Source organism: Brevibacterium paucivorans (genome assembly GCF_016907735.1).
GTDB classification, from domain to species: domain Bacteria; phylum Actinomycetota; class Actinomycetes; order Actinomycetales; family Brevibacteriaceae; genus Brevibacterium; species Brevibacterium paucivorans.
In genome coordinates this window covers 233,438-251,125 of sequence record NZ_JAFBCP010000001.1, presented here as the reverse complement: position 1 = coordinate 251,125, position 17,688 = coordinate 233,438, and the positions used below count along the sequence as shown (strand labels likewise).

General features: G+C 57.4%; 18 protein-coding genes and 1 tRNA gene. 10 read left to right on the top strand and 9 right to left on the bottom strand.

Going from position 1 to position 17,688, the window contains the following annotated elements:
* Positions 1-17 precede the first annotated feature (17 nt).
* Positions 18-1,550: a coiled-coil domain-containing protein gene (locus tag JOE56_RS01195; protein WP_204514468.1), complete on the bottom strand. Its 1,533-nt coding sequence runs from the start codon at positions 1,548-1,550 to the stop codon at positions 18-20.
* A 189-nt stretch (positions 1,551-1,739) separates the two neighbouring features.
* Between JOE56_RS01195 and JOE56_RS01190 the strand changes: the two genes are divergently transcribed.
* Entirely contained in the window at positions 1,740-2,918 is a 1,179-nt protein-coding gene (locus tag JOE56_RS01190) for an acetyl-CoA C-acetyltransferase (protein ID WP_204514467.1), read from the top strand.
* The gene (locus tag JOE56_RS01185; RefSeq protein ID WP_204514466.1) at positions 2,918-3,229 is read left to right on the top strand and encodes a thiamine-binding protein; all 312 of its coding nucleotides are present in this window, start codon (positions 2,918-2,920) and stop codon (positions 3,227-3,229) included. The genes JOE56_RS01190 and JOE56_RS01185 overlap by 1 nt, the downstream gene beginning before the upstream one ends.
* A 77-nt stretch (positions 3,230-3,306) precedes the next feature.
* On the opposite strand, the gene JOE56_RS01180 is transcribed toward JOE56_RS01185, so the two are convergent.
* The 5 genes from JOE56_RS01180 to JOE56_RS01160 form a co-directional block, all read right to left on the bottom strand.
* On the bottom strand, positions 3,307-4,761 hold the full coding sequence (locus tag JOE56_RS01180; protein WP_204514465.1) for a ribonuclease catalytic domain-containing protein: 1,455 nt from the start codon (positions 4,759-4,761) through the stop codon (positions 3,307-3,309).
* A gap of 264 nt (positions 4,762-5,025) precedes the next feature.
* A complete protein-coding gene (locus tag JOE56_RS01175) occupies positions 5,026-5,304 on the bottom strand; it encodes a hypothetical protein (protein ID WP_204514464.1) in 279 nt (92 codons plus the stop codon).
* Positions 5,297-6,025 (bottom strand): RelA/SpoT domain-containing protein, encoded by a 729-nt coding sequence (locus tag JOE56_RS01170; protein ID WP_102237797.1) that lies wholly within the window; start codon positions 6,023-6,025, stop codon positions 5,297-5,299. Before JOE56_RS01170 ends, JOE56_RS01175 begins: the two co-directional genes overlap by 8 nt.
* Before the next feature lie 107 nt (positions 6,026-6,132).
* Positions 6,133-6,205 (bottom strand) — tRNA-Arg (locus JOE56_RS01165).
* A gap of 19 nt (positions 6,206-6,224) precedes the next feature.
* On the bottom strand, positions 6,225-6,395 hold the full coding sequence (locus JOE56_RS01160) for a hypothetical protein (RefSeq protein WP_204514463.1): 171 nt from the start codon (positions 6,393-6,395) through the stop codon (positions 6,225-6,227).
* 105 nt (positions 6,396-6,500) lie between these two features.
* Here JOE56_RS01160 and fabG point away from each other — a divergent pair, with 105 nt between their 5' ends.
* The 6 genes from fabG to ettA all read left to right on the top strand — a co-directional run bounded on the left by fabG (position 6,501) and on the right by ettA (position 13,859).
* Positions 6,501-7,265, top strand: a complete 765-nt coding sequence (fabG, locus tag JOE56_RS01155) for a 3-oxoacyl-ACP reductase FabG (protein ID WP_204514462.1) — start codon at positions 6,501-6,503, stop codon at positions 7,263-7,265.
* Between the two features lie 149 nt (positions 7,266-7,414).
* Entirely contained in the window at positions 7,415-9,121 is a 1,707-nt protein-coding gene (locus JOE56_RS01150; protein ID WP_204514461.1) for a dynamin family protein, read from the top strand.
* On the top strand, positions 9,118-10,692 hold the full coding sequence (locus JOE56_RS01145) for a GTPase (protein WP_204514460.1): 1,575 nt from the start codon (positions 9,118-9,120) through the stop codon (positions 10,690-10,692). Before JOE56_RS01150 ends, JOE56_RS01145 begins: the two co-directional genes overlap by 4 nt.
* A gap of 142 nt (positions 10,693-10,834) precedes the next feature.
* Entirely contained in the window at positions 10,835-11,344 is a 510-nt protein-coding gene (locus tag JOE56_RS01140; RefSeq protein ID WP_204514459.1) for a single-stranded DNA-binding protein, read from the top strand.
* 57 nt (positions 11,345-11,401) lie between these two features.
* Positions 11,402-12,136, top strand: a complete 735-nt coding sequence (locus tag JOE56_RS01135) for a DUF6993 domain-containing protein (protein ID WP_204514458.1) — start codon at positions 11,402-11,404, stop codon at positions 12,134-12,136.
* A 40-nt stretch (positions 12,137-12,176) separates the two neighbouring features.
* A complete protein-coding gene (ettA, locus tag JOE56_RS01130) occupies positions 12,177-13,859 on the top strand; it encodes an energy-dependent translational throttle protein EttA (RefSeq protein ID WP_204514457.1) in 1,683 nt (560 codons plus the stop codon).
* Positions 13,860-13,902: 43 nt separating this feature from the next.
* On the opposite strand, the gene JOE56_RS01125 is transcribed toward ettA, so the two are convergent.
* Positions 13,903-14,796: an acyl-CoA thioesterase gene (locus tag JOE56_RS01125; RefSeq protein ID WP_204514456.1), complete on the bottom strand. Its 894-nt coding sequence runs from the start codon at positions 14,794-14,796 to the stop codon at positions 13,903-13,905.
* Positions 14,797-14,941: 145 nt separating this feature from the next.
* On the opposite strand from JOE56_RS01125, the gene JOE56_RS01120 reads away from it, so the two are divergent.
* Both JOE56_RS01120 and JOE56_RS01115 read left to right on the top strand, forming a co-directional pair.
* Entirely contained in the window at positions 14,942-15,484 is a 543-nt protein-coding gene (locus JOE56_RS01120; RefSeq protein ID WP_204514455.1) for an acyl-CoA thioesterase, read from the top strand.
* On the top strand, positions 15,485-16,144 hold the full coding sequence (locus JOE56_RS01115; protein WP_204514454.1) for a DUF8185 domain-containing protein: 660 nt from the start codon (positions 15,485-15,487) through the stop codon (positions 16,142-16,144).
* Here JOE56_RS01115 and JOE56_RS01110 read toward each other — a convergent pair.
* Together JOE56_RS01110 and JOE56_RS01105 are read right to left on the bottom strand one after the other, a co-directional pair.
* Positions 16,131-16,631, bottom strand: a complete 501-nt coding sequence (locus JOE56_RS01110) for a globin (RefSeq protein WP_239530325.1) — start codon at positions 16,629-16,631, stop codon at positions 16,131-16,133. The genes JOE56_RS01115 and JOE56_RS01110 overlap by 14 nt on opposite strands.
* Positions 16,628-17,656 (bottom strand): mechanosensitive ion channel family protein, encoded by a 1,029-nt coding sequence (locus JOE56_RS01105; RefSeq protein ID WP_239530321.1) that lies wholly within the window; start codon positions 17,654-17,656, stop codon positions 16,628-16,630. The genes JOE56_RS01110 and JOE56_RS01105 overlap by 4 nt, the downstream gene beginning before the upstream one ends.
* Between the last annotated feature and the right edge of the window lie 32 nt (positions 17,657-17,688).

The following is a 17,688-nucleotide window of genomic DNA, read 5'->3' as shown; positions in this document are numbered from 1 at the left end:
AAGTTGTTCCCGTGAACCTAATTCTTGGTGTCAGGTGGGTTCGGGGCGTTCGACGGGGTATTTCCGCCTGGTTTTTCCGTGCCCGAGGTGTTCCCCGGCTTGGTTCCCTGCTTGTCAGCGGAACTGCTACCCAGTTTGAGGTTTGGTTTGTTGCCGTGTTCGCCTTCAGGTTTGTCGGCGGACTTGCTGTCCTGCTTGTCGCCTGGTTTGTCTGCCTGCTTGCCAGCCTCCGCAGTGTTCGCCGAGGTGTCCTCAGGTTTCTTGGTAGCTACGCTCTTGCGAAGTTCCTCAAGTTCTTCCTCCGAACCGATCTTTTCGGTAGGAGCGGCGGCGGCTTTCACTTTGTCCGACTTGTCGTCGCTCAGGTCAAGTCCGTCGAAAAGACCAGGTGCTGCGAACATGGACTGCAACTGCTGGAGTTGTGCCGTAATGGTGCGACGCTGCTTGGTGAGCAGGTCCACCTGGGACTGTGCAGCTGACACGTTGCGCTTGGCTTCTGCAGCCGACTCCTCGATTGTCGCTTCAGCGGTCTGCCGAGCCTCAGAGATGAGCGACTGGGCACGCTGACGGCCGTCAGCGATGATCTTGTCGGCCTTTTCAATTGCCTCTTTCCGAGTGGCCTCAGCACGTTCTGCCGCCTCACGGGCTTCCGTGTCGGCTTTCTTGGCGCGAGCTTGCGCTTCTTCGAGCGTCTTCTTGCTGTCGGCCTGGGTCTTTTCAAACAGGGCCTTCTGGTCTTGTTCGTGCTTCTGACGCTGGTTAGCGAGCTCAAGTTTCAAGTCATCCGACGACTTCTTGGCCTCGTCCTTGAGCTTCTGCGCTTCAGCGCGAACCGCCTGCGCTTCTGTGCGCGCTTCGCTGAGGAGCTTCTCAGCTGACTGGCGTGCGTCGGCTACCAGCTTGTGGGCTTCCTTCTTTGCGGCGTCCAGCGTGCTGGCCGCTTCTTTTTGTGCGTCGGCGCGTCCGGTCGAAATTTCGTGCTTGAGCGACTCGCGCTGATCGTTCGCAGCGGCCTGTGCGTCACCCTGAATAGTGTCGGCTTCGCGCTGTGCGGTTTGCGTGAGCTCCTGCGCGCGCTTCTCGGCCGCCTCGACGGTTTCGCTTGCGCGGAGTTCCGCCGCCTGCATGATTGAGTCGGCTTCAGATCGAGCGTTAGACAGCGTGTCATTGGATTCCGTGTGCATACGTGCGCGCTGGCTCGCCGCGTCGGCGCGTGCTTTGTTCCGGATTGTTTCAGCGTCAGCGGTTGCCTGTGCCAAGGTTTCGCGCGCCTGTGATTCCGCGATTTTCAAGAGGTGGTCGATTCGGCTACCAGGCGCAGTCTGAGCCTGCGACTGATCGTCGGTGGCTTTCTTGAGCTGTTCCTTCACCTCGGAGAGTTCGCCCGCAATCTGCAGTTTCGCTCGGTCCGCTGTAATGACTTGGCTCCGGGCGTCTTGCAGGGCCTTACGCAGAGAGTCAATTTCGCTCTTCAGCTGGCGAATGCGCGCTTCAACTTCGCTCTTTTCAAAGCCACGCATGGCTGTGCGGAACTCTTCAGGAGGCGTCACGTCTCAATCTCCTTTGAATCTGGTCAATGGTGCTCCCTCCTACTCTAATGCTTCTCTGCTGGAAGCCAGCTGACAGTCGAACGCGGTGCGTCAACCACCTCGGGAAGTACCACCTCGGGCCCGGTGTGCGGGGAGCCCGCCACCTGGTCTAACCTTGTGATGAAGACCACGTTGGTAACAGGAGGAAAAATGGCTGAAGCCGTAATCGTTGCAGGTGCCCGTACGCCACTAGGCAAGATGTCTGGATCGCTCGCATCCTTGAGCTCAGTGGACTTGGGAGGTCACGCGATCAAAGCCGCTCTTGAGCGTGCCGGTGTTGCACCTGAGAAAGTCGAATACGTTCTGATGGGTCAGGTCCTTCAGGCAGGCGTTGGCCAGGGTGCCGCACGTCAGGCGGCGGTGAAGGCTGGAATCCCCATGACCGTGCCTGCAGTGACGCTGAACAAGCTGTGCTTGTCGGGTATCAACACCATTACGCACGCGGCCATGCTGGTGCGTTCCGGTGAGTACGACGTGGTGGTCGCCGGTGGGCAGGAGTCGATGACTAACGCTCCGCACATGCTTGAGAAGTCCCGTGCCGGCTACAAGTACGGCAATGTGACCGTGCGCGACCACATGGACTACGACGGTTTGTGGGACGCGTTTACCGACCAGGCGATGGGTGGACTGACCGAATCGGCCAACGAAGGTGACACGGAATTTAGCCGTGAGGAGCAGGACGCTTTCGCAGCACAGTCGCACCAGCGTGCAGCTGCGGCAAAGGACAAGCTCGCCGAGGAAATCGCGCCCATCACCATCAGCAGTCGCAAGGGCGACACGGTCGTTGACGCGGATGAAGGTGTGCGTGGCGACTCAACTGCTGAGTCCCTGTCGAAGCTGCGTCCGGCATTCCGCAAGGATGGCGCTATCACTGCTGGAAACGCTTCGCAGATTTCTGACGGCGCGGCAGCCGTTGTCGTCATGAACAAGGACAAGGCCGTTGAAGCTGGACTACCAATCCTGGCTGAAATCCGTTCCCACGCATGGACGGCCGGCCCCGACTCGACTCTGCAGCATCAGCCTTCGCAGGCCATCAAGGCGGCAGCTGAGCGCGAAGGCGTGGCGGCTGACTCCTTCGACCTGTACGAAATTAACGAGGCATTCGCTGCCGTTTCCTTGGCCAGCATGAAGGACCTGGGAATTGATGACTCAAAGGTCAACGTCAACGGTGGTGCGGTGTCCCTGGGTCACCCAATTGGGGCTTCCGGTGCGCGCATTGTCCTGACCTTGGCTTTGGAGCTCCAGCGCCGAGGTGGTGGCCTGGGTGTCGCTGCTCTGTGCGGTGGTGGTGGTCAGGGTGACGCGCTGATCGTGAAGGTCGGCGACTAATGCTTGTTGCGTTTTCTGTTGCGCCGTCCGGGGGTCCTGATCCGGACGGCGATGGGGGAGTACACGACGCTGTTGCCGAGGCCGTAAAGGTTGTCCGGGCTTCTGGGCTCCCACATCGCACGGACGCCATGTTCACCACTATTGAGGGTGAATGGGACGAGGTGTTTGCGGTAGTAAAAGAGGCGACCGAGGCGGTGGCCCGGTTCGGTCCGCGTGTTTCGTTGGTGCTGAAAGCCGATATTCGAGACGGCCGTACTGGGGAGCTCGACGGTAAGTTGGAGCGCCTGGAGAAGGCGATCGACGAGTCGTAAGAGTATCCCGAGTTTACAAGCAGCCACGCAGCTAAGACCTTTCACGTGTCTTATCTGCGTGGCTGTTTTATGCGTCTTTATGCGTCGTGTTCTGCAATCGTGAAGACAGGCGTGTTGTCCTGAACCGATTCCAACCGGATACGCACCTCTTGGCTTACGGGCGCCTCGCCTTTCACGTCGACGACCACTGCAGGATCAGGGACGTGGACGTTGAGAACAGGCGAGTCGTCGCGCTTCTTATGACCCACAACAACGCCGGTGAACTCGTCTCCCACGCGGTCAGACAACAGAACAGCTTCTGTTGTCTCAATCGCCTCTTTGTCGATCCGGGACGCAACGCTTCCGGTTGATTTCATGATCGAGATGATGTCCTCTAACCCATCGACACTGGGGGTGGGAGCGTTGCGGGCGGCCGCCTCGGCGATGGGCAGAACAAAGCGGTCAACCAACCGGCGCAGCGGTGCGGTGGCGTGCGCATACGGCGCGCCCACTGCCGCCTGAACCGGGTCCGGGTCCGTGCCCACCAGGGTGTATCCGGCACCTCGGAACAGCATGGGGGATGCGTAGTGGACTGCGAGCGCGCGTGGGTCGTCCCCGAGGTGGTCGATGGACCGCAGGGTCTCTTGGTACGTGTCGCGGGGCTCGAAGCCCAAGGTGCGCACGATTGCGTGGAACTTTTCGACTGTGTCTTCGTCTGGGAAGTTAAGCGTGCGGAGGACGCCTGCCCCGGCTTTGATCTGGAGCTGCGCCGCAATGCGCCCGGCGAGCAGGCTGATTTGTGCGTTGAAGTCTTCAATGCCTCCCCGAGGTCGGTATTGCAGAGTGAAGGTGTCGGTGACCTCTTGATCTGGGATCGCCAAGTCGATTGCGCCACGGGCACGAGCATCGGCGAGAAGCGCTTCGCCAATCTGGGGGAGGAGTGCGATGGACGGGTGCAGGTCCTGTCCCTGTTCCCATTGGTGTTGGACGGTGCCGTAGTCGAGTTGTGCCCGTGAACGCACTACCGCGCGTTGCAGCGTGTAGTCGGTGAGCTTCCCGTCGGTGGTGACATGGGCCGTGAAGACATAGGCGCTCCGGGTCTGTTCCGGAAGTAGCGAGGCCGCGTCTTCGCTCAGTTCCTTTGGGTGCAGGGGGATTTTGCGGTCTGGAAGGTAAATGGTTTGACCACGTGTGCGCGTTTCCTGATCGAGTTGGCCACCAGGTTCGATGAACCGACCAACATCGGCGATTGCGTACATGACTGTGAACGTTCCGGTCTCCGCGGAGTCCTGGGACAGGTGCATCGCTTGGTCAAGATCGCGAGCCCCGGGTGGGTCAATCGTGACGAACGGGATGTGCGTGTAGTCCTGCTTGGGAGTGTCCAGGCCGTCGCGTCCGGTCGCAAAGGGGTCTGCTAAGTCTTCGATTGCTGACCGTGTTTCTTCGAGAACCGGTGCAGGGAGATCGTGGGGGAGATCGGATGCGAGTTCGTCATACGCGGATTGAAGGCGTTGAGCGGCCGAGCGTTGGAGACGGAAGCGACGCTGAAACATGGTTCCAGCATATAAAAACGCAAGCGCCCCCAGCAGTGTCCCGCGTCAGGACTTAGTTGACACTTCCACCCTGCGGATGTGAGGGAAGTTAGCGCGAGCGTCGCGGTCGCTTACCCACTGATAAAATTTGATTCGGATGACAAATGATATCCACTATCATTTCTCATTCTTCCTGTCAGGACCCCCGGCTTGCTCGGGGGTCCTTTTGTTGGTTGCCAATGAGCCTCTTAAAGAGGGTGTAAAGACCGCACGCGCCCTGATCGGTTATGCGAAGGTATGGAGGTAGTTGCTAAGTTCATCGAGGCGATTGAGGCGTTGGCCTCGGTGCCCCTTTTCGAAGTAAGTGGAGTGGGTAACCTTGACTGTTTCAATAGAGTCCGAGCCAATGAGAACGATATCTATGACGTTGCTATCGCGGTGAGCCTGCTCTTGTCTTGCATATTCGTCGGTGGCCGAGTCGATATCTGTGCCGAAGTCTTTCTCAAGGATCAGTTCGTTCTTTGAGTGGTCGAAAACGAGAAGGAAATGCTTAATGTCACTCATTGTGTGTTCCTTCCGACATGTTCAGAATTTCTTCGGCCATTTCTTGAAATCCGGATTCCCGTTTTTGATCTGCTTCTTCAGGCCGGAGCACTCCTTGATCTAGCTGAGAGTATACCTCGGCTAGGTCTTTGGCAATGCTGTGTAGGCGAGTTGCACTCGAATCCTGTTTGAGGTTAGTGCTTGTTATCGATGACATACTTTCAACAAGTTCTGCCCACGCGTGCATAAGTTGAGTTCGCAACTGGACCTCAATCTGTACACCGTCTCGCTTAAGGTGTAGGTGTATCGCTCTGTAGCCGGACGGGCGGGGGTTCGCGACATAGTCCTTGGTCGCAGTGATCTGTTCATTAAGAGCAACAGCGACTGCTTTGTGGTACTTCACCAAGTCGTCCATAGACGGTACGACCACTCGCAATCCGCCAATGTCGACCATGCGAGAAAGGTCAATTTTGCTTTCTCGGTTCGTAATCTTGTCGATAATTGTATTTTCTCGCTTGAGACGCTGGCTCACTTTCGCATCCACGTGCGTTGCCTGTGCGTGGTAGCGAAGTTGGTTGTTAATAAGGAGCATCGGCCTACTATGCAGCGCTCGATAAAGCTTAATTACGCGAAGGGCTTCTTCCCGTTCCTCTTCAGTTGCGTTTCCTGCAGCATAATCACGGAGAGTGCTACCGGCTTTTCGCACTTTCGACCGCGATGGAGAGATCACTGGCTTGTCCATGACAACCTGGCTCCGAAAGTAGAGGGGCTTTCGGAAAGTATATTTAACGTTCGCCGTCGGGTGAGAACCTTAAAGTCTCGACTCCTTAAGGCGCCAAAAAACGCAAGCGCCCCCAGCAGGATTCGAACCTGCAACCTACGGATTAGAAGGCCGTTGCTCTATCCATTGAGCTATGGGGGCAAATTGTTCGGAGCAGAGTCTACTGCTCTTCGAGTTTATTTGCTATCCGGGTTAACTGGTGTGCTTGCTCCATCATGGTCAAAACCCTGGCCTCGCGAATCAGATTGCGGTGCTCTTCCGGGTCGCTGGTTTTACGTGCGGCTTTGAGAATCTCTCGCGCTTCATCGATTGCAGACTGTTTGGGTGTCACACCTGTCCTTTCGCCAGAAATATCCTAACCGGTTTGGGTCTCGATGTGAGCCTTTCAACATATGGTGGTGAGTGGAACCGTTACACGCCCGCATGTGGAGGAATCATGGCACTGCTCGAAGGTCGGACCGCACTGGTGACAGGCGGAACTCTAGGAATTGGTTTTGGTATCGCACAAACCTTGAAAGCGCACGGTGCTCAGGTTGCCGTTACCGGTGTGACAGAAGAAGAATGCGCGCAAGCTCGCGAAGCTGGTTTTGACACATACGTGCTGGACGTACGCGACCGGGAAGCGTGTTCTTCCGTGGTCGCCGAGGTCGTAGAAAAGTTCGGCGGACTCTCACTTCTGGCATCCAATGCGGGAGTCTACCCACAGGCCCCCATTACTGACATGACCGATGAAGACATCGACACGATCTTCGACATCAACGTCAAAGGAACAGTACACATCGTGCAGGCTGCCATCCCAGCACTCACCGAATCTGGTCGCGGGCGTGTCGTTGTCACCAGCTCCATCACCGGTAACTACACGGGATTCCCTGGATGGTCGCACTACGGAGCCACAAAAGCCGCGCAAATGGGATTCGTGCGCTCCGCAGCGATCGAACTGGCACCACACAAGATCACGGTCAACGCAGTTCTCCCAGGTAACGTCCTCACGCCCGGGCTGAAAGAACTGGGCCAGACCTACCTGGATCAGATGGCCCGCTCAGTGCCTTTGGGATTCTTGGGCGACCCAACCGATATTGGCGAAGCTGTAGCGTTCCTGGGATCCGACGGCGCACGTTACATCACCGGCCAAGACATCGTGGTCGACGGAGGCCAGATCTTGCCAGAAACACCCGAAGCCCTGGAAGGCATCAACTCATAACGACTTAACTCGTAACGACTGCAGTCACAACCGAACCTGCCACGCACACACCCGAGGTTGGTCCACATAGGTGGGCCGACCTCGGCGTTTTCTCAGGAACACCGGCGTGGTGAGTGGCTAAGCCTGCCGAAAATCGACAAAGTGGAACCGTGACTGACAGTAACCGCACTCTTAACCCAGCCATTCACCAGACGCTGGGTGAACTTGTCACGCGCGTAGGCAACGTCCAGTTCCCGTTGACTGTCGAAACCACCACGCCGGGTAAAGCCCTGCAAACCCAGCTGAACAACCAGCTCACTGACTACCTCATGCCACGAGTGGCCGACACAGAAGCGCCGTTGCTCATTGTGTTCGGAGGCTCCACAGGGGCCGGAAAATCCACGCTCATCAACTCGATCATTGGTGAGGACGTGTCAAGTGCGAGCGTGTTGCGCCCAACCACGCGGTGGCCCGTCCTGGTGTGCAACCCGGCCGACCGTAAGCACTTCACATCCAAGCGAATCCTGCCCAGCTTGGAACGTGTCAGCCAAGAAGCAACGGACACGCAAGCGCCTCAAGTGCGGATCGTCGACCACCCGTCGATTCCCCCAGGAGTGGCCGTACTGGACTCGCCGGACATTGACTCGGTCATGGACTCGAACCGGCAGCTTGCTCGCCAGCTCCTGGCAGCCGCAGACCTGTGGGTATTCGTCACCACAGCTGCCCGCTACGCTGACGCCGTTCCATGGGAACTGCTCAAACAGTCCGTCGACAACGGAACCGCCGTTGCCATGGTGCTCGACCGCGTGCCACCGAATGCCAACCGGGAAGTCCGGCACCACCTGTCGTCCCTTCTCAAAGAAGCGCGCCTGGGGACTGCCCCGATCTTCACTGTTCCCGAACTCACCCTGGAAGACGGTCGCCTTCCGCAATCTGCGATCTTCCCGTTGCGCTCGTGGATCTCGAACCTGTCGTCCAATCCTCGCGCACGCAACGCGGTCGTCCAGCGCACACTCCACGGCGCCCTGGCTGCAGTGCCCGGCAAAGTGGATGCGCTCGCTGAACACGCCCAGGCGCAGGTGGACTCGCATGAACGGCTCGCCGAGGTCGTTGATACCGAGTTTGCGCACGCTCGCCAACGCTTAGGAGAGGCCCTGGTATCCGGGCATGTGCTCCGCGGTGAAGTTCTGGCACGCTGGCAAGACTTTGTGGGAACCGGCCAACTTTTCCGAGGTCTAGAACCGACCGTTGCGCGAATTCGTGACCGCATCACCGCGGCCGTTACAGGAAAGCGCGACACTGCAGAACCATTGGGACAAGCCATCGAATCCTCAGCCGCATTGCTCGTCCGAGAGCAGGCAGTCGCCGCGCTGGGAGGCGTGACCGACGCGTGGCACGAGACGACCTCGGGCAAAACACTCCTGGAGGGTGATCCCCAACTAGGGAAACTGCCGGCCGATATGGACACCACGATCAGGCGGACGATCTCCGACTGGTCCGACAAGGTTAACGACTTGGTGCGCGAAGTAGGGCAGTCGAAGCGAGCACGCGCACGCATCCTGTCTTTTGGTGTCAACGGAGTAGGTGCAGTGCTCATGCTGGCCGTATTTGCCGGAACTGGAGGGCTCACCGGAGCCGAAGCTGGTATCGCAGGCGGAACAGCAGTCGTCACAGGCAAACTTCTGGACACCATTTTCGGTGACCAAGTGACACGCGACCTTGCGTCCCAAGCCCGCCAGATGCTCTTGGAAGCAACGGGCGAACTGCTCACGAGCTTTAGGGAACCATTCGACTCCGCGTTAGAAGACGTCGCCGTCAACCCAGAGCAGGCAGCCGAACTCCGAACCATCAACGAGCGACTGAAAGGAATGCTGTGAAAGCCGCAGAAGAAATCAGCCGACTCCGTGATGGGATCAAACGCGCACTCGAACTCGAATCCGGGCGAATCGATACACAGACGATCACCGATGCGCTAGAGCTGCTGAAGAAAACGGAAGCCCGCTTAGACCTCGGGTTGGACCGTACGGTTGTTGCGTTTGCAGGTTCAACTGGATCCGGGAAGTCCTCGCTGTTCAACGCGGTGTCAGGGCTAGAAATTGCGCAGGTGGGCGTGCGCCGTCCCACCACGTCAAAACCCACCGCATGCGTGTGGGGTGACGGTGGTGAAGAGTTTCTCACGTGGCTCGGTGTTCCGATCGACAACCGCACGTGGCGCGAAAGCGCGCTCGACGGGAAAGACGAAGAACCATTGCGAGGGCTCATTCTTCTTGACCTTCCCGACCACGATTCGACAGCGGCGAGCCACCGCCACGAAGCCGACCGACTGGTGGGCATGGTGGACATGGTTGTGTGGGTCGTAGACCCGCAAAAGTACGCGGACTTCTCGATCCACTCACGGTATCTGCGGAAGCTCGCGAAGTACGCGAACAATATGCTGGTAGTGCTCAATCAGGTTGACCGCTTGAATCCTGAACAGCAGAAGGCAACGGGTGAGCACTTGGAAAGCCTTCTCGAAGCAGACGGAATAGAGAACGCAGAAGTCAAGCTCGTGTCGGCGGTGACACGTCAGGGCGTTCCTGAACTGCGCCAAGAACTGGTGAAAGTCATCAAGTCTAACCAGGCGAGCGTGCAGCGTCTCTACACCGACATGCGACACATGGCTGACCGCATTCAAAAGCAATTGGGCACGCCGGTCGAAAGCCCCGATCAGCTGGCCGGTACGGAACGTCTGTTGGACGCAATGACCGATGCTGCCGGTGTTGAGGCAGTCGCGCAGACGGTTCATGACGATTACATGCGTCGCGCATACAGGGCCACGGGCTACCCGCTGCTTGCCTGGGCTCAGCGCGACAAGGCCGACCCGCTTGGTGCTAAGCACGGCGGGGACCGCGACGACCTGATTCGTGCAGCCCGGCCCGAGACCACGCGCACGCAGAACGCGCGCGTGAACCTTGCCGCTCACGAGGTGGTTGCTGAGGCGACGTCCAGCTTGCCTCATGCGTGGAGACAGGCGATTGGTCGAGCAGAAAAGCAGAGCACCGCTGAACTCACCCACACCTTGGACGAGGCTGTGACAAGCGTAGGTATCGAAGTGGTGAACCCCGGTTGGTGGAAGGTTGCTAAGTTCTTCCAGACGCTGTTCTTTGTTCTGACCGTTGTGGGGCTCGCGTGGCTGATTGTGAACGCGGTTCTGCTTGCGATGTCGCTTGATCCAGGTGGCATTCTGATGTGGATAATTCCTGGTGGGTTGTTGCTTGTGGGGATCATCGGCTCAGCTATTACCTCGAGTTCAGCCGCAGGGGCCCGTCGCAAGGGAGCTCGTGCCCAAGCGGATAAAGTTCGTAACGACCTTATTTCCGCAGTTCGTAAGGCTGCCGAAGGCTCGTACCTGGAACCAATCAGCTCCGTTTTGCGTGAGCACAAAGAGGTTTACGACGCACTGACTTAATGCCAGCGCACTGTGGAAACAGTTGGCGACAGCGTTGCTTGAGCGCTGTGGATGGCAAACCGTTTTCCACAGACGTCGCAGTAGCTCTTTTTTGCACTTCCTTTCTCAGTCACGGTGGTCATTCACCTACGAAAGGACAGCAATGAAGCAACTCAACTATTTTGTGGGAACAATCGGATCGGAAATCCGAAGCGGAACAACCCAGGAAAACAATCCATGGACAAGTTTTCGCGTGGCGGTGAACTATGACAGATATGACCGTGAGAGTCGAGAATACAAGAACGTCGATACCAACTGGTATGAAGTGATGTGTTACAGCGCGCTTGCCTCAAACGTGCGCGCCAGTGTGAACTGTGGCGACTCGGTCATTGTGATTGGACGGCTACGAGAACGAACATGGACCACCGATGATGGACAACAAGGGTCAACCATGCAGATCCTTGCTGATGCTGTTGGACACAACCTTCAGTTCCACGGAGCGCGGTCGTTGCGCCCCAAGAAGGTCGTTCAAAGTGACACTGAGGACCAGACTTCCGGGTGGGAAGAAATCACGCGAAAGGAGCCGGCACTTGTGGGTGCCGGAGCCGATGAAGGTGGATCTGTGGATGTAACGCCTGCGAACAGCGGAGAAAATAACGACCCTCCTTTCTAAAAGCCACGCACGGGGGAAACCTGAAGAAGCATCGGCGACCGGCTATTCTTATGTGTTGTGAAACAGGAATCAGCTTCTTCAGGTTTCCGCGTGCGACAGCGCTTTGTGGCCGCGTGCGTGGGCGTGGTGACCGTGACCGCACTGTCCGGATGTGGCTTGTTCATGAAAGAGTCCACTCCGGGGCCACCCAAAAAGCAAACCAAGGAAAAAGAAGCGGTTGTCACAAAGGTCCTTAAGGACGTTCAGCCACTGACCGAGATCGACGGGGTTCCGACCAGTAAACAGTTCTTTGAGCACATGCTCGAAACGGGTTATAAGGCTGAGGACCTCGAAGCTACTATTGACCGGTCGCCCTTGGACCACGACGTTCCTTCGAAAATGTTCGGCATTAAGGTCAAAGAAGGGTGCGTCATTGGTGAAGTGAGGCAAGGCTCGGTCTCGGGTAGCCTCGTGGAGCCCAACGAGTCTAACAAGTCGTGTCTTTACGGAAATGTAGACCGCCCCGAAGGGGTAGAACCACCTAAGGGCGAAGAGCGGGCCGACGCGGATAAAGACAACGGAGTAGGCCACCTGCCCGGTGACGACATGCACGAACGCAAGGACGGCGAATCGTCAGAGGGTTCAAACGACAACGCGTCCGAAGACTCAGGTCAGGACACATCGGAAGAGCAAGAGACTCCTAAGCCAAAGAAAAAGAAGAAGAAAAAACAGTCTGACTCAGGATCAAACGATAGAAGCGAATCTGGGACAGATGAAGGCTCTGACAGTGGATCGGCAAACTCGATTGGGTAACTAGCTTTTCGCGAAGTTCCCACGGTAGCCTTGAAGCACTATGGCAGAGTTCATTTACACCATGCATAAGGCGCGTAAAGCGCACGGTGACAAGGTTATTCTCGACGACGTATCAATGTCGTTCTACCCAGGGGCAAAGATCGGTATGGTCGGCCCCAACGGTGCGGGTAAATCGACAATTCTGAAGATCATGGCTGGACTGGACCAGCCTTCGAACGGTGAAGCTCGCTTAAGCCCCGGGTACACGGTGGGTATCCTCCTGCAGGAGCCGCCACTCAATGAAGAAAAGACGGTTCGTGAGAACGTCGAAGAGGGCGTCGGAAGCATCAAGCAGAAGCTGGACCGCTACAACGAAATCTCTGAAGAGATGTCGAATCCGGACGCCGACTTCGACGCTCTTATGGAAGAGATGGGCAAGCTGCAGGAAGAAATCGACGCTGCTGACGCGTGGGACCTGGACTCGCAGCTCGACCAGGCGATGGACGCTTTGCGTTGCCCTCCGGGAGACGCCGATGTTCGTGTGCTCTCCGGTGGTGAACGTCGTCGTGTCGCTCTGTGTAAATTGCTCCTGGAAAAGCCCGACTTGTTGCTCCTCGACGAGCCTACTAACCACCTCGACGCAGAATCGGTCCTGTGGCTCGAGCAGCACTTGAGCACCTACCCAGGCGCCGTTATCGCCATCACCCACGATAGGTACTTCCTCGACCACGTGGCCGAATGGATCGCTGAAGTTGACCGCGGTCACCTGTACCCATATGAAGGTAACTACTCGACGTACTTGGAGAAGAAGAAAGAACGCCTCCAAGTGCAGGGTAAGAAAGACGCGAAGCTCCAGAAGCGACTGTCAGAAGAACTCGAATGGGTGCGTTCGAATGCGAAGGCCCGTCAAACCAAGTCAAAGGCGCGTTTGGCTCGGTATGAAGAGATGGCGGCCGAAGCCGAGAAGATGCGCAAGCTCGACTTCGAAGAAATCCAGATCCCACCAGGTCCACGCTTGGGTAACGTCGTTATCGAAGCTGAAGACCTTCACAAGGGATTCGACGACCGTACCCTTATCGACGGACTGTCCTTCTCGCTGCCACGCAACGGAATCGTCGGTGTGATTGGTCCAAACGGTGTCGGTAAGACCACGTTGTTTAAGACCATCGTGGGACTTGAGCCACTCGATGGCGGAAACCTCAAGGTCGGCGACACTGTAAAGATTTCCTACGTTGACCAGTCCCGTGGTGGAATCGACCCAGAAAAGACCCTGTGGGAAGTTGTCTCGGATGGTCTGGACTACATCCAGGTGGGTGCGGTCGAAATGCCGTCGCGTGCATACGTGTCAGCATTCGGTTTCAAGGGTCCAGACCAGCAGAAGAAGGCCGGAGTTCTGTCCGGTGGTGAACGCAACCGCCTGAACCTGGCGCTCACCCTCAAACAGGGTGGAAACTTGTTGCTTCTTGACGAGCCCACGAACGACCTCGACGTGGAAACTTTGAGCTCACTGGAAAACGCTCTTCTTCAGTTCCCCGGTTGTGCTGTGGTCGTTTCCCACGACCGCTGGTTCCTCGACCGTGTGGCCACCCACATTCTCGCGTGGGAAGGCACAGAAGAGAACCCATCCAACTGGTACTGGTTCGAAGGTAACTTCGAAGCGTACGAAAAGAACAAGGTCGACCGATTGGGTGAAGAAGCCGCACGCCCACACCGCGTGACGCACCGTCGCCTCACTCGCGACTAATCAAGAATGTGTGGCCCTGCTTTTAGCAGGGCCACACATGTATTTACTGACTTTCTTTTACACGCACCATGCCCTGCTGGGCAACGGAGGCAACCAGATCCCCACTGTGGGTGAAGATGCTTCCCATACCCAGACCTCGGCCACCTTCTGCTGCGGGGGACCGGTAGTCAATGAGGTGCCATTCGTTGAGGTTAATGGGGCGGTGCCACCACATGGCGTGGTCGAGGCTGGCCATGCGCAAACGCGGATCCGACCAGCTGAGTCCGTGGCGTCGCAGAATCGATTCCAGCAGGCTGTAGTCACTGGCGTACGCTGCGGTCGCGGCATTGATAACGCGATCGGTACTCAGAGGAGCAATAGCCCGTAACCAATAGCGAGTGTGCGAGGTTTTTGCTCCGGAGAACCCAGTGTAAAGCTCCGGGTCCACCGGGCGGATGTCGAACGGCCGGCGCGCAATCCAGTTCTTGATCAACGCGTTGTTGGTTTCGCCCAGAATTTCGTTCAGATCCTGCAGTTCTTGAGGACCAGGAATGTCATCAGGGAACGCGTTTGAGTGTTCAAGACCGTCCTGTTCGGTTTGGAACGACGCGATCGCCGAGAAAATGGGCACCCCATTTTGATAGGCCTGCACGCGACGAGTCGAAAATGATCCTCCGTCGCGCAAGTTCTCGACGCCCAGGAACAAGTCCGTGTCATCGCGTCCGGCGCGCAAAAAGTAGCCGTGAATCGAGTGGATGAACCGGTCTTCACTCATGGTTTGAGACGTCGCTGCCACGCACTGCGCAAGAACCTGTCCACCGAACAGCCGACCGCCTGGCTTCTTCTGATTCCACGCTTTGAAACAGTGAGCTTCACCGCCGGGTGCCGGGCCGTCGACCGTTTCGAGGTTGAGCACCTGCATAAGTTCACTCACGTTTTCTTCCATTTGAACCTCCATGCTGTGAATCCTAGTGTCACAGCGGTCTGTACAGGAAACAGACGCCGCGATTGTTCGTGTTACTGTGCGGAATCGAACACTAACTGTGCGCAGTCCAACAATGTTTATGCTGTGGTTCTCATAACACAAGTGGCAAGATAGTGCTATGGCATTCCAACTAGTAAACCCACTGCTGACGGGCGAGTTTACCCGTGTTCTTCTTGAGTTGCGCTGGGGTGACATGGATGCATATGGGCACATCAACAACGTCACGCAAATGCGCCTTCTGGAAGAAGCTCGAGTTCGCGCATTTGGTTCCCCGACAGCTGATAGGGATGCCGCTGTTGTTCCTGGCCCGCACGGAACGGTGCCATCGTGTGTGGGGCTCGAGATCCCCCCGGTGTTTGCTGAGGTTGCGCACACCCACGACATTTTGGTGGCTTCCCACGCGATTGAGTACCGTGCGCCTATCCCGTATCGGGAAGGCCCGGTGGCGATTGACACGGTGATCAGCAAAGTGGCCCCCGTCGTCATGACTGTTGGGTATGTGATTGCGGAACCGGATGGGTCGAAGGCGTACACCGTCGCCGAAACGGATGTTGTTTTTGTCGACCGTGAGAGCGGGCGTGCTCAGCGTTTGCAAGAGGAGCACGCGCAGGCCCTGCGCTCGGTCGTGAATCCTGGACCACCTATGCGAAGGCGGAAATAAATGAGCATCGAGTTGCCAAGTTCCGAGGTTCTTGCTGACCTCAACCAGTACTTGTCGCGGGTCTTGCGTATCGACGAAGACGCGGCAGTGCGCATTACGGTTCACGGAACGGTCGCGGTTATTTCCACTGCGCCGCTGTTTCCGGTGGGCCTGGGCGATGACATGCCACTAGCCCTGGCCATGCGTATGATTCCGATTGTGTCGTGCGCAGATGGCAATATCGACGAGGTCGTGCCAGCTAGTGCTGTTGTCGACAGGTTGGTGCGTTCATCGAAGACTGACTCTTTGGAGTTGCGAGTGCCTCCGCAGCGGGTGCAAAAGTCGTGGACGGGTATTGCGCCTCCTCGTGCGGGTTGGGCTCCCGTCGCCGAGGTCGACGCTGAGTCGCTGCGCGACGTCGCCGACGCTGGGGTTAAGGAAATTACAGAGGGTGTTCCCGAAGGTGCAGGCGCTCACGCCGTGAGCGCACTGCGCACCGCCGTGTGGAAGCGACCGATCGAAGGTATCAGTGACGCGGTGAAGTCGCCTGTGCCGGCAGGGTTGGCGTTTGCGATGGACGCGTGCGGTTTCTTGCGGGTTTCACGCCCGGTGAAGGTTTTCGCAGCACCTCAGTGGTTGCGTCTGTCTGCGCCTCACGGCCACGTGCTTACTCGTGTGTAGTGGGGTCCGGCTGGCCTTGTAGAGGCGGGGACGGGTAGTCCTGTGGGGTCGACGAGCCAGCCCTGATGTCCAAACGGGTGCGACCGTCTAGCGGGTCTGGCGTATTGATCATGGCCGTGGCGGCGCGCTCAAAATAGTCCCACATGAGCTGGTCGTACATAGGCGGAAGTTTGACCGTGTCCAGTGCCTTGCGCATGTGGTGGAGCCAGTGGTCTTTGGCTTTTGAATCAACCGGGTACGGGTTGTGGCGCATGCGTAAACGTGGGTGACCGCGCTCTTCCTGATACGTGGTGGGGCCACCGAAGTACTGCTCGAGGAACGTCTGAAGCCGGTGCTTCGCGCCATCGAGTTCATGTCCTTCGGGGTACATGCTGATGAGGAATTCGTCCTGAGCAACTGACGCGTAGAACGCGTCTACAAGCGTGGTAAACGTGGCGTGGCCGCCCACAGCGGCGAAGACGCTGTCCGGGCGTTGCGGTGTGGTCATGAGTCACTGTCCTTGTTTTCGGCGTTGTCCGAAGTGGTTGTAGCTGTGCTGGTCTGAGGTCCTGGCATGGTTCCTATGAGCGACTGTGCTGGAATCGCGATGGTGATTCCACGTTTGCGCAGTTCGCGCTGGATCTCTGCCCGAAACGCGCGTGCTACACCCCACTGTTCGTTGGGCTTAGTTTTAATGACGGTACGGATTGTGACGGCGTTTCCGCTGATTTCCTGAACACCCCAGATCTCTGGTTCTTCCAGAATGGAAGGCGCTAGGTCAGGTTTGTTGCGCATCGATTCGACTGCTGCGTGAATGGCTTTGTCGACAGTCTTTTGATCGGCGTCGTAGGGGACTGGCAGGTCCATAACTGCGCGTGCCCATCCTTGCGATTGGTTACCAACGCGCAGAATCTCTCCGTTAGGAACGTGCCAGAGTGTCCCGTCGATCCCACGGACTTTGGTGGAGCGTAGACCTACGTCTTCGACGACTCCCACGGCCTCACCCAGGTCCACGGTGTCGCCAATTCCGTATTGATCCTCGGCAACGATAAAGAAACCGGAAAGGTAATCGCGGACTAATGACTGTGCGCCAAACCCGATTGCGACACCAGCGACACCTGCCGATGCCAGGATAGGGGCTGGGTTGTAGCCCAGTTCCTGCATGATCATGAGTGCCATAATCACGAAGATGATGATGGCAGCGATCGAGGATAGTAACGAGCCGACTGTTTTCGCGCGCTGTGCACGACGAGCCACAGACGTGGCATCGGACTTGATGACCCGATCGCGAGCGTCGCCACCAAAGCGACGCGAAGAAACAGCCGTGGTTCCTTCTGCTATCTTGCGCGCAAACTTCCGGATGACTAGGCGCACCACGAACGTCACAACGATGGCAAGTACCACCAGGATGGCGATGCGGAGGGGCGCTCCGATCAAGAAAGTCCACCACTTGTCGACACCTTCGGCAGCACGATTCACCGTGTCGGAAATGGGAGTGGGCTGGGGTGTTGAAGCAGCAAGTAAGTAACTCATACGTTGTTCAACCATAGATACTGAACCTGGAT

Coding starts and splice junctions, on each gene's coding strand:
- JOE56_RS01190 (WP_204514467.1), top strand. CDS start 1,740: ATGGCTGAAGCCGTAATCGTTGCAGGTGCCCGTACGCCACTAGGCAAG.
- JOE56_RS01185 (WP_204514466.1), top strand. CDS start 2,918: ATGCTTGTTGCGTTTTCTGTTGCGCCGTCCGGGGGTCCTGATCCGGAC.
- JOE56_RS01180 (WP_204514465.1), bottom strand. CDS start 4,761: ATGTTTCAGCGTCGCTTCCGTCTCCAACGCTCGGCCGCTCAACGCCTT.
- JOE56_RS01175 (WP_204514464.1), bottom strand. CDS start 5,304: ATGAGTGACATTAAGCATTTCCTTCTCGTTTTCGACCACTCAAAGAAC.
- JOE56_RS01170 (WP_102237797.1), bottom strand. CDS start 6,025: ATGGACAAGCCAGTGATCTCTCCATCGCGGTCGAAAGTGCGAAAAGCC.
- fabG (WP_204514462.1), top strand. CDS start 6,501: ATGGCACTGCTCGAAGGTCGGACCGCACTGGTGACAGGCGGAACTCTA.
- JOE56_RS01140 (WP_204514459.1), top strand. CDS start 10,835: ATGAAGCAACTCAACTATTTTGTGGGAACAATCGGATCGGAAATCCGA.
- ettA (WP_204514457.1), top strand. CDS start 12,177: ATGGCAGAGTTCATTTACACCATGCATAAGGCGCGTAAAGCGCACGGT.
- JOE56_RS01125 (WP_204514456.1), bottom strand. CDS start 14,796: ATGGAGGTTCAAATGGAAGAAAACGTGAGTGAACTTATGCAGGTGCTC.
- JOE56_RS01120 (WP_204514455.1), top strand. CDS start 14,942: ATGGCATTCCAACTAGTAAACCCACTGCTGACGGGCGAGTTTACCCGT.
- JOE56_RS01115 (WP_204514454.1), top strand. CDS start 15,485: ATGAGCATCGAGTTGCCAAGTTCCGAGGTTCTTGCTGACCTCAACCAG.
- JOE56_RS01110 (WP_239530325.1), bottom strand. CDS start 16,631: ATGACCACACCGCAACGCCCGGACAGCGTCTTCGCCGCTGTGGGCGGC.
- JOE56_RS01105 (WP_239530321.1), bottom strand. CDS start 17,656: ATGAGTTACTTACTTGCTGCTTCAACACCCCAGCCCACTCCCATTTCC.